The sequence below is a fragment of the Rhizobium sp. YTU87027 genome (genome assembly GCF_050644135.1).
GTDB lineage: Bacteria > Pseudomonadota > Alphaproteobacteria > Rhizobiales > Rhizobiaceae > Rhizobium.
The window spans coordinates 1-19,155 of record NZ_CP098440.1; the positions used below are offsets into that span (position 1 = coordinate 1).

Genomic DNA, 19,155 nt, shown 5'->3' on the forward strand with positions numbered 1-19,155 from the left:
ATGCAGATGAATACAATGACGGCGGATGTCCTGGAGAGTGGGGACAATGAACCGCAGGCGTTTGGCTCTATGTGCGCCGAAGCGGCAGGGGAAAAGGGAGACATGAAGCATGGTGTACTTTTTGAGCGTGTCAGCGCCCGCCTGAAGGCGCAAGTCGGTCCGGATGTCTATGCAAGCTGGTTCGCGCGGCTGAAATTGCATTCGGTTTCAAAGAGCGTCGTGCGCCTGACGGTGCCGACGACTTTCCTGAAGTCCTGGATCAACAACCGGTATCTTGAGCTGATCACCAACCTGTTCCAGGCAGAAGACTCCGAAATCCTGAAAGTCGAAATTCTTGTTCGCACGGCAACGCGTGGCGTTGGCAAACCCGCTGAAGAGCCGGTTTCTCCAGAGCCTGTCGCCACTGCGCAGACGCGCCGCCCAGCGGCGCAGCATGCCGGCCAGATTGTACAGCAGGCGGTTTCGTCTGCAGCCGCAGCCCGTCCGGCCACTTCCGGCCAGCCGCTCTTTGGCTCGCCGTTGGACTCTCGCTTCACCTTCGACACCTTCGTCGAGGGCAGCTCCAACCGTGTGGCTCTTGCCGCTGCCAAGACGATTGCGGAAGCTGGACAGGGCGCTGTCCGCTTCAATCCGCTCTTCGTCCATTCCAGCGTCGGTCTCGGCAAGTCGCATCTTCTGCAGGCGATCGCCAATGCCGCGGTTCAGAACCCGCGCGCACTGCGCGTCGTCTATCTGACAGCAGAGTATTTCATGTGGCGTTTCGCAACCGCGATCCGCGACAATGATGCTTTGACGCTCAAGGACTCGCTGCGCAACATTGACCTCCTGATCATCGACGACATGCAGTTCCTGCAGGGCAAGATGATCCAGCATGAGTTCTGCCACCTGCTGAACATGCTGCTCGACAGCGCCAAGCAGGTCGTCGTCGCTGCCGATCGGGCTCCCTGGGAGCTGGAATCGCTCGATCCACGCGTCCGCTCGCGTTTGCAGGGCGGTGTGGCCATCGAACTCGACGCTCCGGACTACGAGATGCGTCTCGAAATCCTGAAGCGTCGCCTCGCTGCTGCTCGTGTCGAGGATCCGTCTCTGGAAATCCCGGCCGATCTGCTGAACCACGTTGCCCGTAACATAACGGCAAGCGGCCGCGAACTGGAAGGCGCCTTCAACCAGCTGCTTTTCCGCCGCTCCTTCGAGCCGAACCTGACGGTCGAGCGCGTCGATGAGCTTCTTGCTCATCTCGTTGGCTCGGGCGAGCCGCGCCGTGTCCGCATCGAGGACATCCAGCGCATCGTCGCACGGCACTATAATGTGTCGCGTCAGGAGCTGGTCTCGAACCGCCGCACCCGCGTCATCGTCAAGCCGCGCCAGATCGCCATGTATCTGTCGAAGACGCTGACGCCGCGGTCCTTCCCGGAAATCGGCCGTCGCTTCGGCGGTCGCGATCATACGACCGTGCTGCATGCCGTTCGCAAGATCGAGGAGTTGATTGCCGGTGACACGAAGCTCTCGCATGAGATCGAGTTGCTGAAGCGCCTGATCAACGAATAGTCGGGAAACCTTCTGTGCAAGTTGACGGCCGGGCATCGCTCCGGCCGTTTTCTTTTGCGCACAATCTTCTGTAGGCTGGCTTGGAGGAGCATGGGCTGGCGGTACAGGGAGGGAGCCGGATGAGTTTCGACAGGATCGCTGTTCTCGGGCTGGGCAAGGTCGGGCGATTGGCCGCAACGCTCTTGCACGAGGGAGGCTTCGACGTTCTCGGCGTCGATGTTCAGGCGTCGACGGAGGGCCTGCCGTTCGAATGCAGGAGTGAAGACATCTCCGATCCTGCTGTCATCGGCGAACTGCTATCGAGCGTCGAGGCGGTGCTTTCCTGCCTGCCCTATCACCTCAACATCGGCCTGGCGCGCGCTGCCCATCTTGCGGGCATTCACTATTTCGACCTGACCGAGGACGTGCCGACCACAAATTTCATTATCGAACTATCCAAGACCGCGCGCGGGCTGATGGCACCGCAATGTGGCCTCGCCCCTGGCTTCGTCGGCATTGTCGGGGCGAGTCTTGCGGATGGATTCGACAAATGCCGGTCCATTCGCATGCGGGTCGGCGCCCTGCCGCAGCATCCGACCGGTCTCCTCGGCTACGCCTTCAACTGGTCGCCAGAGGGCGTGGTCAACGAGTATCTGAACGACTGCGAAGTGATCGAGGGGGGCATTCGCAAGCTCGTCTCGCCGATGGAGTGGCACGAGACGATCTATGTCGAAGGCGTCAAGCTCGAAGCCTTCACAACGTCAGGCGGCCTCGGAACCATGTGCGACACCATGCTCGGCAAGGTCGAGAATCTTGACTACAAGACGATGCGCTATCCCGGGCACATGGATCTGATGAACTTCTTTTTCCATGAACTCCTGATGCGCGACAGGCGCAAGCTCGCCGGCGAAATCCTCACCAACGCCAAGCCGCCGGTCGAAGACGATGTCGTCTATGTCCATGTGGCGGCGGAGGGCACGGAGAACGGCAACCTGCGCCGCAAGGAATTTGTCCGCGCCTACTATCCGATCGAGATCGCTGGCGCTCGCCGCACGGCGATCGCCTGGACGACGTCGGCGTCGGTGGTTGCCGTGATCGAGATGGTGCGCGACGACTTGCTGCCGTCCACCGGTTTCCTGCATCAGGAATACATTCCGCTGGAGATGTTCCTGAACACGCCGACTGGCAGCCTTTTCAAGACCGGCGCGCCAGGTCGCTAGCTTCTCAGGCTCGTCCAGTATGCCCCCTCGAAGGGCACAGCGGCGAAGCGCTCGTTGATCTCGGCGAGACTGCCCAGGGGATCGACATCGCCGAACAGGTCGGGCCTTACCCAGGATGCGATGGCCTCGGCGGCCAGTACGTTCAGCGGCACGGCGTTGAAGAAGTTCCACATGCCGTGAACATTTCCCTCACGCACCGCCTTCAGCGGGGCAAGGGCGGGCGCCTTGACGGTTTCCTGCAGCGACCGACGGGCTTCTGCAGGATCGACGCCGGGACCGATCGAGAAGACGGTGTAGTTGCTGCCCGGCGAGCCTGTGGCGATATAGATGTCCGGCTCAGCTGCGATGACATACTCCGCCGTCACCGGTCCGCCCTGCGGCGGCAGGTTCTTGTCGGCGATGTTGCGTCCGCCGGCAAGCGTGATCAATTCGCCGAGGCCGGTTCGGCCGTATGCCCAGCTGCCCCGGGTTGCGCTCGGGAAGGCATCCATCAGCACCAGCGGCCCATCCTCGCCTTTCCCCGTCGCTCCCGCTCTGATGCGCTGCACCCGCTTTTCGAAAAACTGCGCATAGTTCTCAGCCTGCTGATCACACTCCAGGATACGACCAAGGAGACGGATGTCCCGCGGGGTGCTCTTCAGTGGATCGACATTGAAATCGACGACGATGACAGGCACGCCAGTCAATTGGAAATAGTCGATAGCACGTTTCCCTTGCTCACCTTCTGCCTGCCACATGCCCATAACCGCCAGATCGGCCTCCAACGAGAGGGCGGCTTCGAAGTTCATGCCATCCGCCAGGCCGTTGCTGACGAGCGGGACGTCGGCGAGGGCCGGGAACTTGCCGCGGAAGGCATCGTAGATGAACGGGTTATCCGTCTTCATGTCAGTCGCCCAGCCGGCCAGCAGGCTGACCGGATCCGGATGGATCAGCGATAGTGCGACAAGATTGAAGCCTGTGCCGAGGATGATCGACTTCGGTTTCCTCGATATTGTCACGGTTCGCCCGACGGCATCAGTTACAGTCAACGGCCATTGCATCTCGGCCTTCAGCAGAGTCGGCGCGCAGAGCATGGCGGACGCCGCACCGAGAAAGCCGCGTCTTGTAATCGTGGTGGGGATCATTGCACGTTCCTCTGGCTGGGAAGAGCACAAAGCTTGCCGCAGCTCTGAACGCCTGGCAGCATGTAGCGCAGGCAGCATATCTTCCGACGGGCGACACGCTCTCCGTCTTCCTCGACATACCGGAGGCTGCCGCAAAGAGGATTGACGCCACCATCGGGCAGGCAGCCGCGCACAAAGATCGTGAGATCCGGACTTTCAGGCGGCCGTGTCAACCGCAGCACGTAGTCGAGATACACAGCAGCATTGTTCCAGCACAGCTTGGCCGAAATGGCGGAGGTGGTGAGCTTCCTGACGGCCTCCGGAAGATGCTCTTCCAACAACGGCCCGATGGCTTCAAAGCCGTCCTCCTTGTCGCCCTCGGTATTTCGGCCGCGATGCGGCACGCCGAACGCCCGTGGCAGGCCATCGTCCTGCAATGCGATTGTCATCCCGTCGAAGGCGACGGGAAGCTGCTGCGCCGCAAGGCGGCGAGCCAGCACATAGGGAATGGAGAGGGCGGAGAAGTAGTACAACGACCACATCGAGACGATGGCGCGCCGGTCACTGTCGCCGCAGGCCTCTGCATAACGGTCAATCGCCTGCTCGAACCCACCATCGCCGAAGAACAGCGGCAGCAGTACTCCGTCGGGCAAATCGGCGGCAAGGGCCATCTTCTCACGGCACCACGTATGCTCGCCGGCAAAGGCCGGCGAGAGAACCGAGGCGCTGTGGCCCGGATCAGCGATATGGTGCCGCGCGCTTGCCATCAGCTCACCATGTGTAACGCAGGCTGCCGATCACAGTGCGGCCCTGGTCGCGGTAGCAGAAGCCAGCCGAGCAGATGGGCTCACGGCGATCGACGAGGTTGGTGGCGTTGAGCTGCAGGCTCAGGCCCTCGTATTTCTTGTCGAGCGCCGCGAAATCATAGCTGACGGCGGCGTCGAAGAGGACGCGTGAACCGTTCTGGGCCATGTTGGCGTCGCTGGTGTAGCTCTTGCCGAGATACCGGGTGCCGAAACCGATGCCGAGACCGTAGATAGGGCTACTCTCCTGGAAGGTATAGTTCGCCCAGAGCGAAGCCATGTGCCTCGGAACCGACGAGACGGAATTGCCGACCGTCCCGGTCGTTCCCTCCAGGATTTCAGTGTCGGTGTAAGTGTAAGACGCCACTAGCGACAGGCCGTTGTCGAGGCTCGTATTGGCTTCGAGCTCGAAACCACGGGAACGAATCTTGCCGCGCTGCACCTGTATATTGGCCGGTCCGGTCGCAAGGTTCACGACCTCGTAGTAGAGGCTGTTCTTCTGGTCGATATTGAACAGCGCTGCCGTGAGCAGCGTATTGCTGTTCGGCAGCAGGTACTTGACGCCGATCTCTTCCTGTTCGCTTTCCGTCGGTTTGAAGGGCTGGTCCGTCTCTTGGTTGATGCCGGCATTGGGCGCGAAGGCGGTGGAGTAGCTGGCATAAGGTACAACACCGAAATCGGTCTCGTAGCCCAAGCCGACACGGCCGGAAAATGCCTTGTCCTTTTGCGAAATGCTCGTCAGCGCATTCGTGCTGAGGTCGGTATTGTCAGTGTCCGTCGAGACCCAGTCGTAGCGACCTCCAAGGGTCAATATCCATGCGTCATAGCGGATCTGATCCTGTAAATAGGTACCGACTTGCCATTGGTCCTGGACGGTACGCGTGTCGAAATCGATCGGTGCAACGAAAGCTCCTGCCGTCGGGTTGTTGGTATCGAGCGGCGGCGAGACGCCCCGGCCATCGAGCGAGCGCCAGCGCAGCTTGGTCAGGTCCAGGCCCGCAAGCAGTGTATGGTCGACCGCGCCCGTCTCGAACTGGGCTTCCAACTGATTGTCGATGACGAAAGCCGTCAGCCGTTCGTCGAAGGTGCCGGCGCTACTGTCGAGGAGACTCGGGTTAACCGCATTGGGTGCGTAGGCGAAGGCCCAGTCGGCGTCGATGTTGAGTGTCGAGACGCGGGCGTTCTGACGGAAGATGAAGACGTCGTTCAGTCGATGCTCGAACTCATAGCCTATGCGGGCCTGGTTCTGGACCGAGTCGTTGAAGGCCGGATTGCCGGCGAAATAATCCGTGACGTTGCCGGCTGGATCATTGTAGTAGGCCGCCGTTCCGCCGGTCTTGGTTCGGGAATATTCGCCGAGAATGGTTAGTTTCGTGTCCTCGTCCGGCTTCCACATGAAGGCTGGCGCGATATAAACGCGGTCGTCGGGAACGCTGATCTGCTCCGTGTTGGCATCGCGGTAGAGGCCCGTCAGACGATAATAGAAGGGGTCCGTATCGTTAACCGGACCCGAGACGTCAAACTGGGTTTGATAGCGCTGTTCGGTGCCATACTGCAGCTGAACCTCGTGAAAAGGCTCGTCCGTCGGCCGCTTGGTGATGAGGTTGTAGAGGCCGCCTGCACCCGTCGCCCCATACAGCGCCGAGGAGGGGCCGCGGAGGATCGAGACTCCCTCGAGGCCGTAAGGCTCGGTCTTGAAGAGTGACGAACCTGCGCCGGGCTGGCGAAGGTTGTCGCGGAAGATCCCGGTATAGGTCACGTCGAAGCCGCGCACCGAGAACGAATCGAAGCGCGGATCGAAACCATAAGCGCCGACGCGCGTGCCCGGCGTGTAAGCGACCGTATCGAGCAGGGTCTGTGGGTTCCGGTCCTTCAACTGCTGCTCGGTCACGGACGAAATCGACTGCGGCACCTCGATGAAGGGCGTGTCGGTCTTCGTGCCTGTCGCGCTGCTCTTGCCGACATATCCGTCTGCCTGGATCACGCCGCCGCTGCCGCCATTGACGATGATATCTTCAAGAACCGTCGCGCCGTCCTGCTGCTGTCCCGTGGCATCCTGAGCTGCGGCTGGCGCAAGAAGATGGATGAGCGCCACGCCCGTCAATGCTGATGTGGAGAGGATTCGAGAGGAAAAGCGGAGATTATTCATTGGCTTATTGCACCGGGTATGCTCATTTGTGGATTTATCTGGAGCTTAATAGTCAAGAAAAAGCCCGAAGAAAACCCAATTTCATGAATAATCTACTCCACTTTGCGATTTGTATGACAAATCGGCCACAGTCAGCTCAGGCTTGCGCCTCCGACAGCAGCCAGCGACGGAAGGCGGCCGCGGCCGGTCGCTCCAGCGCAAGACCCGGATAGACGAGGTGGAAGGCAAGTCGGCTTGCGATGCCAAGCGGGAAGGGCGTGACCACCGCGCCTTCCTTCAGGTCGCGCTCAAGGAACGATCGTCGCATCAAAGCAAAGCCCAGCCCGGCCTTCATCGCGTCATAGGCTCCGTTGCCATGCATGAAGATCGGCCCGCGCGAGGGGTCGACCCCCTTGGCGCCTGCCGCCTCCAGCCAGAGCCGCCAGTCATGGCGATAGACGTCGTGGATCAACTGGAAACGAGTGAGCGCGCTTGGCGACGGATGGTCCCCCATTTCAGTGGCAAGCCCTGGCGTACAGACTGGCACGAGCTCGTCATCGACGAGCCGCTCGCTGATCAGGCCGTCATAGCCGCCGAGCCCGTGGCGGATTGCAAGGTCGATGCCGTCACGCTGAAAATCGAGCACGCGGTGTGATGCGCTGATACGCACGTCGATTTCAGGGTGCATCGCCTCAAAACGTCCAAGACGCGGCACGAGCCAGTAGGTCGCAAATCCCGCCGTGCAGGTGACGTTGAGAACGGCGCCGCGTCCCCGCGCCGTGATTGCAGCCGTCGCTTCCCTGACGAGACGGAATGCAGCTCTGAGCGTCGAGAAGTAGTCCGCGCCCTCCACGGTCAAGGCGAGCGCACGGGTCTTGCGCTCGAACAGCTTGACGCCAAGCGATGCTTCCAGGTCGCGGATCTGCAGGCTGACGGCGCCTGGCGTAACGTTGAGCTCTTTTGCTGCGAGCGTCATACTGAGGTGCCGGGCAGCGGCTTCGAAGGCTCGAAGCGCCGAAAGAGAGGGGAGGTAGTCACTCATGGTTTAGCTCAGCTATATCATGGATCGAGAAAGACTCGTTTGTCTCTCGGCAGACGCCGCAATAATATCAGGAAGAAAGCCGTCGCAAAAGCTGACTCAAGCTTTGTGATGAGCGAGAATAAATCGAGAATTGCCACGTCCGCGCCGCGCAACAATCGGGTGGTGGCAGCCTGTGACGGGATGTATTCCGGTGGCAGGCTGACTAGGGAGAAGATGATGCAGCAGAAACAGATGGGCTTTGCCGAGTGGGGAATGCTGCTGGTGCTCTCCCTGCTATGGGGCGGCTCCTTCCTCTTCAACGGCATTCTGGTAAAGACCCTGCCGCCGTTCACGATCGTCACGGGCCGGGTTCTGATCGCCGCGCTGGCGCTGAACGTGATCGTCCGGGCAACCGGCCACGTCCTGCCGCGCGACGGCAGGGCTTGGGCGGCCTTCTTCGGCATGGGCGTCCTGAACAACATGATCCCGTTCTGCCTCATTGTCTGGGGCCAGACGCATATCGCAAGCGGCCTTGCCTCAATCCTGAATGCCACCACGCCGCTGTTTGGCGTCGTTGTCGCGCACGTCCTGACTGCCGACGAAAAGATGACCGGCAACCGCCTGCTCGGCGTCCTCATCGGCTTTACAGGTGTCGCCTATATGATCGGCTTCGATGTGCTGCGTGATCTCGGCTCGAACGTGCTGGCGCAGCTTGCCGTGCTGGGTGCTGCACTCTCCTATTCCTTTGCCGGTATCTTCGGTCGCCGTTTTCGCCAGATGGGCATGGCGCCGCTCATTCCCGCTGCGGGGCAGGTCACCGCGTCGACGCTCCTGATGCTGCCGATCGCGCTCATCGTCGATCAACCCTGGACATTGGCCGCCCCATCATTCGAAACCTGGATAGCATTGCTGGGCTTGGCCCTGCTGTCGACCGCGATTGCCTATGTGCTGTTCTTTCGGATCCTGGCGACGGCTGGCGCGACGAACCTTATGCTCGTGACCTTCCTGATCCCCGTCAGCGCCATCCTGCTCGGAGCGGCTATTCTCGGCGAGCAGCTGCAGGCCAAGCACCTGATTGGCATGGCGATGATCGCGATCGGCCTTGCGGCGATCGACGGGCGGTTGTTCTCGCTTGGCAGAAAGCGGCCTGCCTAGCAGGCGAGATCGGCGACCACGGAATCGAGGATCAGCATCCCTGATGGCGTGCAGCGAAGCCTGGAATTGCCGATCCGCTCGATGAAGCCGTGCTCCAGCAGGAATTCTTCCCGCTTCGGATCCGGATCGCGGCCCGAAAGCTGCTGCCAGCGGGCGAGATCGACGCCTTCCTTCAGGCGCAGCCCCATCAGCAGCAGTTCGTCCGCCTGCTCCTCGTAGCCGAGTTGCTCTTGATCGAGGATGCCATGGCCGTCGCTCTCGACGAGATCGAGCCAGCTTTCCGGCTTCCGCTCGGTCGCGGTCGCGATCTTCATGCTGCCGCGCGTCAGCCGCCCGTGGGCGCCGGGGCCGATGCCGGCATAGTCGCCATAGCGCCAGTAGGTGAGGTTGTGGCGGCTTTCCGCACCCGGGCGCGCGTGGTTGGACACCTCATAGGCAGGCAGCCCTTCGCGGGCAGTGATCTCCTGCGTCGCCTCATAGAGCAGAGCCGACTGATCGCCATCTGGTACGATAAGCTTGCCAGCCTTGTGGAGGCCGTAGAAGGGCGTGCCTTCCTCGATCGTCAGCTGGTAGAGCGAGAGGTGGTCGACCGCGTAGGAGATCGCCTCCTTCAGCTCGCGTTCCCATTCGTCGACGGTCTGGTTCGGGCGGGCATAGATCAGATCGAAGGACATGCGCGGGAAGATGTCACGCGCCAACTTGATCGCCTTCAAGGCGTCGGCAACGTCGTGCAATCGGCCGAGGAACTTCAGATCGCGGTCGTTCAGCGCCTGGACGCCGAGCGAGACGCGGTTGACGCCGGCGGCGCGATAGCCGCGGAAACGCTCCGCCTCGACGCTGGACGGATTGGCCTCCATGGTGATTTCGATGCTATCGGGCACATGCCAGTGCTTGGCGATGCCGTCGAGAATGGCCGAAACCGTCGAAGGGTTCATCAGCGAGGGTGTGCCGCCGCCGAGGAAGATACTCGTCACCGTCTTCGGTCCGCTCAATTGGCGTACCGTCGCCATCTCCTTCAGGAAGGCCGCGGTGAAGCGCTCCTGGTCTACCGGTTGGTGGCGGACGTGGCTGTTGAAATCGCAATAGGGGCACTTGGCGGCGCAGAACGGCCAATGCACGTAGACGCCGAAGCCGGGTTCGCCGGTATCGGGCAAAAGAGCGGCATAGCGCGTCAAGTCAGGCTGTTCCAAAGTGTCCACGTGTGCCCTTAGGCTTCCAGGCAGGTTTCGACGAAAATCTTGAAGGCGCGGGCGCGGTGCGACAGGGCTCTTTCGTCGCCCGGCTTCCAGCCGTGCTTTTCTTCCGCGCTCATCTCGCCAAAGGTAGTGTCATAACCTTCGGGTTGAAAGACCGGATCGTAGCCGAAGCCCTGGCTGCCGCGCGGCGGCCACACGACGGCGCCTTCGACCTCGCCGCGGAAAAGCTCCGTGTGGCCGTCCGGCCAGGCAAGGCAGAGCACACTGACAAAGCGGGCGGTGCGCTGCTCCGGCGTTGAGGCGCCGGCCTTGTCCATTGCTGCCTCGACCTTTTCCATCGCCATCGCGAAGTCGCGGGTGCCGTCGGGCTTCTCGGCCCAGTTGGCGGTATAGACGCCGGGATCGCCGCCAAGCGCGTCGATGGCGAGGCCGGAATCGTCCGACAGCGCCGGCAGTCCGGCGGCCTCGGCAGAGGCGAGCGCCTTGATCTTCGCGTTTTCCTCGAAGGTGGTGCCCGTCTCATCAGGCTCCACGAAGTTCAGTTCAGCCGCTGACTTCGCCGTGAAACCGAATGGACCGATCAGGTCCTGGATTTCCCGGATCTTCCCGGCATTGTGGCTGGCAACGACGATGGTCTTGGTTTCGAGCTTGCGCATGATTGTCCTATTCGATTCCCCAGATGCGGGCTTCGGCGCATTCGAGGCTGTTGCCCGCCGGATCGCGGAAATAGATCGATCGGCCGCCTTGCGGCCAGGTGACTTCGGATTCGATGGCGACACCCTCGGAGTTCAGCCGGGCGGCAATCGCATCGAGATTTTCGCCTGAGACGCGGAAACAGGCGTGTCCTGCACCCGTCGTTCCATGCGGCGGCACCTGCAGCGCGGTGGGCGAGGGCGGCTTGATCGTTTCCTTAGGGTTGAAGATCAGCAATACGCCGGGGCCGCAGCGAAAGAAGACGTGCCGGTTGCCGCTCCGCGAGATCTTCGAAAGACCGAGAACGCCTGCATAGAAGGCTTCGGCCGTGTCGAGATCGTCCGCATAGAGCGCCGTCTCCAGCATGCCTTCCAGCATGTCGTTCATCCGGCGATCGCCTGCTTCTGCATCGCGACGAGCTCGGCAATGCCTGTTTTGGCGAGTGCCATCAGCGAGCCGAACTCCTCATCGGTGAAGGGCGTGCCTTCCGCGGTGCCCTGGATTTCGACGATGCCGCCCGCGCCCGTCATTACGAAGTTCGCGTCGGTCTCGGCCGAGGAGTCTTCGAGATAGTCGAGGTCGATCACCGACTGGTTCGCGAAGATGCCGCAGGAGATGGCCGCGACATGGTCCTTGAGCACGCGCTCGACCTTGAGCATGTTGCGGCTCTCCATCCACTTGAGGCAGTCGTAAAGCGCGATCCAGGCGCCGGTGATCGATGCCGTGCGCGTTCCGCCATCCGCCTGGATGACGTCGCAGTCGAGGGTAATCTGGCGCTCGCCGAGCTCCTTGAGGTCGACGACGGCGCGGAGCGAACGGCCGATCAGCCGCTGGATTTCCTGCGTGCGGCCGCCCTGCTTACCCGATGCGGCCTCGCGCTTCATGCGATCGCCGGTGGCGCGCGGCAACATGCCGTATTCGGCCGTGACCCAACCTTTGCCGGTGTTGCGCAGCCATGCCGGCGGCTTTTCCTCGACGCTAGCCGTGCACAGTACATGCGTATCGCCGAACTTCACCAGACAGGAACCTTCCGCGTGCTTGGAGAAATTGCGCTCGAACGAGACCTTGCGCATCTGGTCGGTTTTTCTGCCTGAGGGCCGCATACTATTCTCCTAATCGTCATGCCGAAGGCGCGAGCAGCCTTCGGATAGATCATGCGTGCTGTGGTGTTGAGAGCTTCTACGATTGGCAGCGCCCATTTGCAATTTCCCTTTTGCCGCTGCGGGGAGATTGGCTATATTTTGTCGGATCATCGTCAGCACGGGTATGCAAGGTTTCATGGAGTTCAGGTCGACGTCGGTTTCAGATGCAGTGGCTGCGCTGGATGAACGCTCTAAGGAAATCTTTCGCCGCATCGTAGAGGGCTATCTGGAAACGGGTGAACCGCTCGGCTCCCGCAACCTGTCGCGCATCCTGCCGATGTCGCTATCACCGGCGTCCGTGCGCAACGTGATGAGCGATCTGGAAGAACTCGGTCTCATCTATTCGCCGCATGTCAGTGCCGGTCGTCTGCCGACGCAGATAGGCCTGCGCTTTTTCGTCGATGCCTTCATGCAGGTCGGCGACCTCTCGGCCGAGGACCGCGCTAGCATTGACCGCCAGGTGCGCGCCGAAAGCCGTGACAATCCGATGGAATTGATGATGAACGAGGCTAGCCGAATGCTTTCGGGCATTTCGCGCGGCGCCGGACTTGTTATCACCTCGAAAAGTGATCCCGTTCTCAAGCATGTCGAATTCATCCGGCTTGAGCCAACCAAGGCGCTTGCGGTCCTCGTTGGCGATCACGACCAGGTGGAAAACCGCATCATCGAGCTTCCGGCCGGCGTGACGTCGTCGCAATTGACCGAGGCCGCCAACTTCCTAAACGCCCACATGACCGGCCAGACGCTGCCGGAACTGCGAAATGAATTAAGCCGACTGAAGGACGAGGTGCGCAGCGAACTCGATACACTGTCGCAGGATCTCGTCGAGCGCGGCATCGCTGTCTGGTCCGGCAGTGCCGACGAAGGCAAGCCGGCCCAGCTCATCATTCGCGGCCGCGCCAATCTCCTCGCCGGTCTCGCGGGCGCTGACGATCTCGACCGCCTGCGCATGCTTTTCGACGATCTCGAAAAGAAGGACAGCCTGCTGGAGCTTCTCAATCTCGCCGAGAGCGGGCCGGGCGTGCGTATTTTCATCGGCTCGGAAAACAAGCTCTTCTCGCTCTCCGGCTCGTCGCTGATTGTCGCGCCCTATCGTGATGACGACGACCGCATTGTCGGCGCCGTCGGCGTCATCGGGCCGACGCGGCTCAATTACTCACGCATTGTCCCGATGGTCGACTATACTGCTCAGCTGATGACACGATTGTCACGCGGCGCGAAGTAGGACAGCTACTCCGGCAGCATGTCGCCAGAGCCACCCATCTCAGCGGGCATGTCTCTGTATTTCGGCAGACCGTCACGGATAGGCAGTACGCTTTCCTGATAGTTCACATGCAGCGTCGGAGTGTAGTCAAGATCGGGCAGAAGTGCCGCGTAAACGTCGGTGACGCCCCAGGTGGGGTGCTCGGTGTAGAGATGCCCGCCGCACAACTCGCAGAATTTCCGCACGCTCGTATCGGACTTCTGGTAGCCCTCAACGTGCTCGCCGCCTTTGGTAACGCGGACAGTGTGCGGCTGCCAGAGCGTGAAGGCGTTGACTGGCCCCGCCGACCAATGTCGACAGGAGGCACAGTGGCAATAACCCATAGCCACCGGTTCGCCGGTAGCAACAATCTCCACGGCGCCGCAGAAGCAGCGCCCGGAATAGCTTTTCTGATCGCTCATGGTAGCAGCTCCCTGACCTGGAAAGGTCGAAGCACCAAAGATTTAGATACGGCTAAAATAAAAGAACTTTAGCACGGGCAAGTCAAGCTAGCCCTCTCGATCAACCCTGCATGAGTTGCCTTGCATCACGTGCTTTTCGGTCACGCAGACTTGATTTTTGCCCGTCAAAGCTCGATATCGGGCACATCCTAAAAGACACCAATCACCGGAGAACGTCATGACTGACGAAACGACGAAGAACGGACCAGACGCAGCCGCGGTCGAAGCCGCAGCGGACGCCGCCGCAAACGTCGAGAACGAAGCCACAGCTCAGCCCGATCCGCTGGAACTTCTGAAGGGCGAGAATGCAGAGCTGCGCGACCGCTATCTGCGCCTTGCCGCGGAGATGGATAACCTGCGCCGCCGCACAGAGCGGGAAGTCAAGGACGCCAAGACCTACTCAGCCGCTGGCTTTGCTCGCGACATGTTGGCCGTCTCGGACAACCTGCGCCGCGCCATCGATGCGATCCCCGAGGAAGCCAAGGCAGCGGCCGACGCCGGTCTGACAACGCTGATCGAAGGCGTCGAGATGACGGAGCGCTCGATGCTGTCTGCGCTCGAGCGCCACGGTGTCCGCAAGCTGGAGCCGGTCGGCCAGAAGTTCGATCCGAACTTCCATCAGGCCATGTTTGAAGTGCCGAACCCTGATGTGCCGAACAACACGGTCGTACAGGTCGTTCAGGCCGGCTACACCATCGGTGAACGCGTTCTGCGTCCTGCCATGGTCGGCGTCGCCAAGGGCGGCCCGAAGCTCGTCGAGTCCGAAGCCAATTCGGTTTTCGACCAGAAGGACGCCTGATCTCTCAGGCGCACCTATAGGCATTAGATGCGGGCGAAACGCTCGATCAGCAGATCGAAGAAGCCGTCCGCATCGACATCACGCATGACCCGCGCATTGCGCTTGCGGTCAGTGACGTGCCACCAGTCGACGACGGTCATGCCGACTGTCAGTTCCGACTTTACCTCGATCTCGACATTGCAGGTCCGGCCCTTGAAAAGCTCAGGCTTCAGCAGGTAGGCGATAACCGTCGGATCGTGCAGCGGACCGCCGTCGGAGCCATATTTCTCGACATCGAAACGTTCGAAGAATTCCAGCATCTCGACCATGGCGATGGCCGGGCGCGTGCCGAGATCGGCCATGCGCTTGACGCGGTCCTTGCGCGTCAGAAGCTTGTGCGTGACGTCGAGCGGCATCATTACGATCGGAACACCGGAACGGAAGACGATGTCGGCGGCCTCGGGATCGACGTAGATGTTGAACTCGGCCGCCGGCGTAATGTTGCCGCCTTCGAAGAAGCCGCCACCCATCATGACCAGTTCGCGGACACGCGGGATGATGTCGGGCGCCTTCTGGAAGGCCAGGCCGATGTTGGTCAGTGGCCCAAGCGTGCACAGCGTCACCGTGCCTTCCGGCTCGCTGCGCAGTGTCTCGATGATGAAGTCCACGGAATGCTGCGCCTGCAGCGGCATGACAGGCTCGTCGAGGACAGGGCCGTCGAGGCCGGTCTTGCCGTGCACGTGCTCGGCGGTGACCAGCTTGCGCGCGATCGGCTTGTCGGCGCCGGCAAAGACTTTCGTATCGGTCCGGCCACAGAGTTCGCAGACGATGCGTGCGTTGCGGCTCGTATAGGACAGCGGCACATTGCCGGCGACGGTGGTGATCCCGAGAACGGCGAGTTCCTCCGGGCTGCCAAAGGCCAGCATGATGGCGGCGGCATCGTCCTGGCCGGGGTCAGTGTCGATGATGATCTTTCTAGGGTTTGCCATTCCGATCGTTCCATCCTCGGGTGCGCGTCTTCTTGGCATGCACCGTTTGTTTATATTCCCGTCGCAAATCGGCACAGCCGGTACGGGCAGGTTTTGATGCGAGGCGGCGCTTGCTTTGTCAAGGTCGGACCCCTGCGCGCCCCCCGCGGCAGCGAGTGCGGATATCCGCCTTGCGTCCGTCGCCAGCAATTCCCATATTAGGAGCAATCGGATGCTGTTCTTCAGGTCCGGCAAGGTCGCTTGGATCAAGGACTTGAAGACGATGAGCCGCATTACGCCTTTCGCGAGCCCTTTGCTCTTGGGCTTCGACGCCATGGAAAAGACGCTTGAGCGCCTTTCGAAGGCTAGCGACGGGTACCCCCCCTACAATATCGAGCGCGTCGCCGCCAATCGCGCCTCCGGTGATCCGGAGAGGCTGCGTATAACCCTTGCCGTAGCCGGGTTCAGCGAAGAAGAACTGGACGTGTCGGTCGAGGAAAATCAGCTTTCGATCCGGGGTCGCCAAGTCGATCAGGGGGAACGTGATTACCTTTATCGCGGCATCGCTGCGCGTCAGTTCCAGCGGACTTTTGTTTTGGCCGACGGGATGCAGGTTCTGGGCGCCTGCCTCAAGAACGGATTGTTGTCGGTGGATCTCATCCGCCCGGAGCCGAACCGTATGGTGAAGAAAATTAACATTTCGGTCTCACAGTAGGACAACGGCGCAACTTGAGCCGTTGGTCCCTTCTGTTGGAGGTACAGGAATGTTGATGAAAGAAGCCAATTCTCACCTGACCAAAACCGAACTTGCCGGTATCGGCAACGGCGAGGTCGCCTACATCCGGAAAATGCGGTCTGAAGAAGTCTCCAAGTGCTTCCCTGAAGCGCCGGATATCGATCCGAGCGTTGACCTATGGGCGCTATTCGGCGCCGATGGCACGCCGATCCTGTTGACGGACAACCGCTCGAGCACCTTCTTCAAGGCTGCCGAGGATGAGTTGAAAACGGTGAGCCTGCACTAAGGCAGGCTCAGACGCGCTTGAATGTGAGATAGGCGGAAGATCTGCCTTCACGCCGCGCCTTGGCCTCGTAGCGTGTGCTCGGCCAGCCCTCGTAGGGCGTCAGCCAATCCGCAGCATTCTGGGCGAGCCATTCGAAGCCGCCGTGGTCGCGGCACTTGAGTAGCGTCCAGTTGACGTAAGTATCGATATCGGACGCGAAGCAAAACAGCCCGCCCGGCTTTAGGACGCGGTGGAAGCGGTCGAGATTGGTCTTCGATACAAAGCGGCGCTTCCAGTGCTTCCGCTTCGGCCATGGATCCGGGTAGAGCAGGTCGATGTGGTCGATCGAGGCATCAGGCAACCAATCCAGCAATTGCGTCGCATCATCGTTATAGACACGGACGTTCTTGGCGCCCGCTTTGTCGACGCTCGTCAGCAGCTTCTGCATGGAATTGATGAAAGGCTCGACGCCGATAAAGCCAGTGGAGGGCATTTCCACGGCGCGATGGATCAGATGCTCGCCGCCGCCGAAGCCAATTTCCAGGCGCAGCCTTTCGGTCGACACCGGAAAGAGAGTTTTCAGCGGCTCGGGTGGAGCCGCTGAAAGATCGATGAGGAACGCCGGAAGCAGGGTGTTCAGTCGCTCTGCCTGATGTTCGCGCAGAGCCTTTCCCTTGCGGCGACCGAAGAAGGCTTCGGTCGCGCGTCCGCGGCGTTCCATGTCGGTCATGCTGCTTCCTTGACCTTGACGGCTTCCTTGAGTGCCTTGACGAGGTCAGTGCGCTCCCAGGAGAACGAGCCGTCGCGGCCGGCCTTGCGGCCGAAGTGGCCATAGGCCGAGGTCTTGGCGTAGATCGGCTTGTTGAGGTCGAGATGACGGCGGATGCCGGTCGGCGACAGATCCATGTTCTTGCGGATAGCGGCTTCGACCTGGTCTTCCGTCACGCCCTTGCCGGTGCCGTGCAGGTCGACATAGATCGACAGTGGCTGTGCGACGCCGATAGCGTAGGAGAGCTGGATCGTGCAGCGATCGGAAAGACCGGCGGCAACGACGTTCTTCGCGAGGTAGCGGGCAGCATAGGCGGCCGAACGGTCGACCTTGGTCGTGTCCTTGCCGGAGAATGCGCCGCCACCGTGCGGAGCAGCGCCGCCGTAGGTGTCGACAATGATCTTGCGGCCGGTCAGGCCCGCGTCGCCATCGGGACCGCCGATGACGAACTTGCCGGTCGGATTGATGTACCACTTGCAATCGTCGGCGACCGGCAGATCGCCGAGAGCTTCGAGGATATAGGGCTCGACGACTGCGCGAACCTTCTTCGAGTCCCAGCTTTCGTCGAGGTGCTGGGTGGAGAGAACGATCGACGTGACTTCGGCGGGCTTGCCGTTGACGTAGCGCACCGTCACCTGGCTCTTGGCGTCCGGGCCGAGCTTGGCGACGTCGCCGTCGCCCTTCTTGCGGGCCGTGGCGAGCAACTGCAGGATCCTGTGGGAGTAGTAGATCGGCGCCGGCATGAGGTCAGGCGTTTCCTTGCAGGCGTAGCCGAACATGATGCCCTGATCGCCAGCACCTTCGTCACCCTGCTGGTCGGCGGCATTGTCGACGCCCTGGGCGATGTCGGCGGACTGCGAGTGCAGGAGCACGTCGATCTTCGCCGTCTTCCAGTGGAAGCCGTCCTGCTCGTAGCCGATGTCCTTGATGGCGCGGCGGGCAGCGGCCTTGAACTTCGAAGGATTGATGACGTCCTTGCCGTCCTTGTCCTTCTTCATCAGGCTCGGCGGCAGGCGCACTTCACCGGCGATCACGACTCGGTTGGTCGTTGCCAGCGTCTCGCAGGCAATGCGCACGCCCCAGGGGTTGACGCCGGTCTTGGCGGCTTCGCGGTAGACCAGATCCACGATCTCGTCGGAGATCCGGTCACACACCTTGTCCGGGTGACCTTCGGCAACTGACTCGCTGGTGAAAAGGTAATTCGCGCGCATTCCGGGATTCCCCTCAAAGAACAAAAGCTGCCTAGTAGGTACTCAGTTCGTACGCGAAAAACAAGCGTACAAGGACATAAATATATCTTTATATCTGCGGCGAAGTGGCAAAATATGCCCAAAAAACGCCAAAAAGCGGCCGTTGCGACCGCTTTCCTATTTTGCTCCAAATTTTGAGTGGCGATTATTCGCTGTCGGCTTCGGCGGCGAGCGCCTTCACAAGTTCGACCACTTTACGACGGACCTTGGGGTCCGTGATCTTCACGAAGGCGCGGTTGAGTTGGAGTCCTTCGGACGATGAAAGAAAGTCGACCACATAGTTCGAGCTGGAGGCCTCCGACATGCCGGATAGACCGGAAGATTGTTCGCCTGGCGCGTCCTCGAAAAAGAAGGAGACGGGGACGTTCAAAATGCTGGAGATGTTCTGAAGGCGACTTGCACCGACGCGATTGGTGCCTTTTTCGTATTTCTGGATCTGCTGAAACGTGATGCCGAGGCTCTCCCCGAGTTTTTCCTGGCTCATTCCTAGCATTGTTCGACGAAGGCGAATGCGACTGCCAACATGGACGTCGATGGGGTTCGGCCTCTTCTTGTTCTCAATCATGGTCCTGCCCTAACAATAATTTTCAACCTTGTTTAAACCGGCATGCCCAAACCCATCCCCAAAACGTCACGTTGCAAAGTCCTGATTAACCACCTTGAAACATACGCTAAGAACGCCGATCCCAACCACTAT

Annotated in this window: 20 protein-coding genes; 7 read left to right on the plus strand and 13 right to left on the minus strand. The window is 60.8% G+C overall.

Annotation, left to right across the window (positions count from 1 at the left end; all coding sequences use genetic code 11):
- Positions 1-1,548 (plus strand): chromosomal replication initiator protein DnaA, encoded by a 1,548-nt coding sequence (dnaA, locus tag NBG89_RS00005; protein ID WP_431321186.1) that lies wholly within the window; start codon positions 1-3, stop codon positions 1,546-1,548.
- A 119-nt stretch (positions 1,549-1,667) separates the two neighbouring features.
- Positions 1,668-2,747, plus strand: coding sequence for a saccharopine dehydrogenase C-terminal domain-containing protein (locus tag NBG89_RS00010; protein WP_431321187.1), 1,080 nt, complete (start codon positions 1,668-1,670; stop codon positions 2,745-2,747).
- Here the strand turns inward: NBG89_RS00010 and NBG89_RS00015 are convergent.
- From NBG89_RS00015 to gcvA, 4 genes are all read right to left on the minus strand, one after another.
- On the minus strand, positions 2,744-3,871 hold the full coding sequence (locus NBG89_RS00015) for an ABC transporter substrate-binding protein (protein WP_431321188.1): 1,128 nt from the start codon (positions 3,869-3,871) through the stop codon (positions 2,744-2,746). The two genes, NBG89_RS00010 and NBG89_RS00015, sit on opposite strands and share 4 nt — an antisense overlap.
- Positions 3,868-4,617 (minus strand): siderophore-iron reductase FhuF, encoded by a 750-nt coding sequence (gene fhuF / locus NBG89_RS00020; protein WP_431321189.1) that lies wholly within the window; start codon positions 4,615-4,617, stop codon positions 3,868-3,870. Before fhuF ends, NBG89_RS00015 begins: the two co-directional genes overlap by 4 nt.
- A 4-nt stretch (positions 4,618-4,621) precedes the next feature.
- Positions 4,622-6,802: a TonB-dependent siderophore receptor gene (locus NBG89_RS00025; RefSeq protein WP_431321190.1), complete on the minus strand. Its 2,181-nt coding sequence runs from the start codon at positions 6,800-6,802 to the stop codon at positions 4,622-4,624.
- A gap of 136 nt (positions 6,803-6,938) precedes the next feature.
- Complete coding sequence (gene gcvA / locus NBG89_RS00030; protein WP_431321191.1) at positions 6,939-7,823, minus strand: transcriptional regulator GcvA; 885 nt, start codon at positions 7,821-7,823, stop codon at positions 6,939-6,941.
- Positions 7,824-8,039: 216 nt separating this feature from the next.
- Between gcvA and NBG89_RS00035 the strand changes: the two genes are divergently transcribed.
- Entirely contained in the window at positions 8,040-8,957 is a 918-nt protein-coding gene (locus NBG89_RS00035) for a DMT family transporter (protein ID WP_431322739.1), read from the plus strand.
- Here NBG89_RS00035 and hemW read toward each other — a convergent pair.
- From hemW to rph, 4 genes are read right to left on the minus strand one after another with little or no spacing between them, the layout of a single operon-like run.
- On the minus strand, positions 8,954-10,156 hold the full coding sequence (gene hemW / locus NBG89_RS00040) for a radical SAM family heme chaperone HemW (protein WP_431321192.1): 1,203 nt from the start codon (positions 10,154-10,156) through the stop codon (positions 8,954-8,956). The genes NBG89_RS00035 and hemW overlap by 4 nt on opposite strands.
- Positions 10,157-10,164: 8 nt before the next feature.
- Positions 10,165-10,809, minus strand: coding sequence for an RdgB/HAM1 family non-canonical purine NTP pyrophosphatase (gene rdgB, locus NBG89_RS00045; protein ID WP_431321193.1), 645 nt, complete (start codon positions 10,807-10,809; stop codon positions 10,165-10,167).
- Positions 10,810-10,816: 7 nt separating this feature from the next.
- On the minus strand, positions 10,817-11,233 hold the full coding sequence (locus NBG89_RS00050) for a VOC family protein (protein WP_431321194.1): 417 nt from the start codon (positions 11,231-11,233) through the stop codon (positions 10,817-10,819).
- Positions 11,230-11,949, minus strand: coding sequence for a ribonuclease PH (gene rph, locus NBG89_RS00055; protein ID WP_431321195.1), 720 nt, complete (start codon positions 11,947-11,949; stop codon positions 11,230-11,232). Before rph ends, NBG89_RS00050 begins: the two co-directional genes overlap by 4 nt.
- A gap of 175 nt (positions 11,950-12,124) precedes the next feature.
- On the opposite strand from rph, the gene hrcA reads away from it, so the two are divergent.
- Complete coding sequence (gene hrcA / locus NBG89_RS00060; protein WP_431321196.1) at positions 12,125-13,213, plus strand: heat-inducible transcriptional repressor HrcA; 1,089 nt, start codon at positions 12,125-12,127, stop codon at positions 13,211-13,213.
- Between the two features lie 5 nt (positions 13,214-13,218).
- Here the strand turns inward: hrcA and NBG89_RS00065 are convergent, their stop codons facing one another.
- The gene (locus NBG89_RS00065; protein WP_431321197.1) at positions 13,219-13,653 is read right to left on the minus strand and encodes a GFA family protein; all 435 of its coding nucleotides are present in this window, start codon (positions 13,651-13,653) and stop codon (positions 13,219-13,221) included.
- 217 nt (positions 13,654-13,870) lie between these two features.
- On the opposite strand from NBG89_RS00065, the gene grpE reads away from it, so the two are divergent.
- Positions 13,871-14,491: a nucleotide exchange factor GrpE gene (gene grpE, locus NBG89_RS00070; protein WP_431321198.1), complete on the plus strand. Its 621-nt coding sequence runs from the start codon at positions 13,871-13,873 to the stop codon at positions 14,489-14,491.
- A gap of 23 nt (positions 14,492-14,514) precedes the next feature.
- Here grpE and NBG89_RS00075 read toward each other — a convergent pair whose 3' ends face one another.
- On the minus strand, positions 14,515-15,459 hold the full coding sequence (locus tag NBG89_RS00075) for a nucleoside hydrolase (protein ID WP_431321199.1): 945 nt from the start codon (positions 15,457-15,459) through the stop codon (positions 14,515-14,517).
- 262 nt (positions 15,460-15,721) lie between these two features.
- Between NBG89_RS00075 and NBG89_RS00080 the strand changes: the two genes are divergently transcribed.
- Both NBG89_RS00080 and NBG89_RS00085 read left to right on the plus strand, forming a co-directional pair.
- Positions 15,722-16,153, plus strand: a complete 432-nt coding sequence (locus tag NBG89_RS00080) for an Hsp20 family protein (protein WP_431322740.1) — start codon at positions 15,722-15,724, stop codon at positions 16,151-16,153.
- Positions 16,154-16,202: 49 nt separating this feature from the next.
- Positions 16,203-16,460 (plus strand): DUF1150 family protein, encoded by a 258-nt coding sequence (locus NBG89_RS00085; protein ID WP_088691155.1) that lies wholly within the window; start codon positions 16,203-16,205, stop codon positions 16,458-16,460.
- A 7-nt stretch (positions 16,461-16,467) separates the two neighbouring features.
- Here the strand turns inward: NBG89_RS00085 and trmB are convergent, their stop codons facing one another.
- The 3 genes from trmB to NBG89_RS00100 form a co-directional block, all read right to left on the minus strand.
- Entirely contained in the window at positions 16,468-17,169 is a 702-nt protein-coding gene (gene trmB / locus NBG89_RS00090) for a tRNA (guanosine(46)-N7)-methyltransferase TrmB (RefSeq protein WP_431321200.1), read from the minus strand.
- The gene (gene metK / locus NBG89_RS00095) at positions 17,166-18,419 is read right to left on the minus strand and encodes a methionine adenosyltransferase (RefSeq protein WP_431321201.1); all 1,254 of its coding nucleotides are present in this window, start codon (positions 18,417-18,419) and stop codon (positions 17,166-17,168) included. Before metK ends, trmB begins: the two co-directional genes overlap by 4 nt.
- Before the next feature lie 184 nt (positions 18,420-18,603).
- Positions 18,604-19,023 carry a helix-turn-helix domain-containing protein gene (locus NBG89_RS00100; protein ID WP_088691158.1) on the minus strand — a complete coding sequence of 140 codons (420 nt, stop codon included), beginning with the start codon at positions 19,021-19,023 and terminating at the stop codon, positions 18,604-18,606.
- Positions 19,024-19,155: the final 132 nt, after the last annotated feature.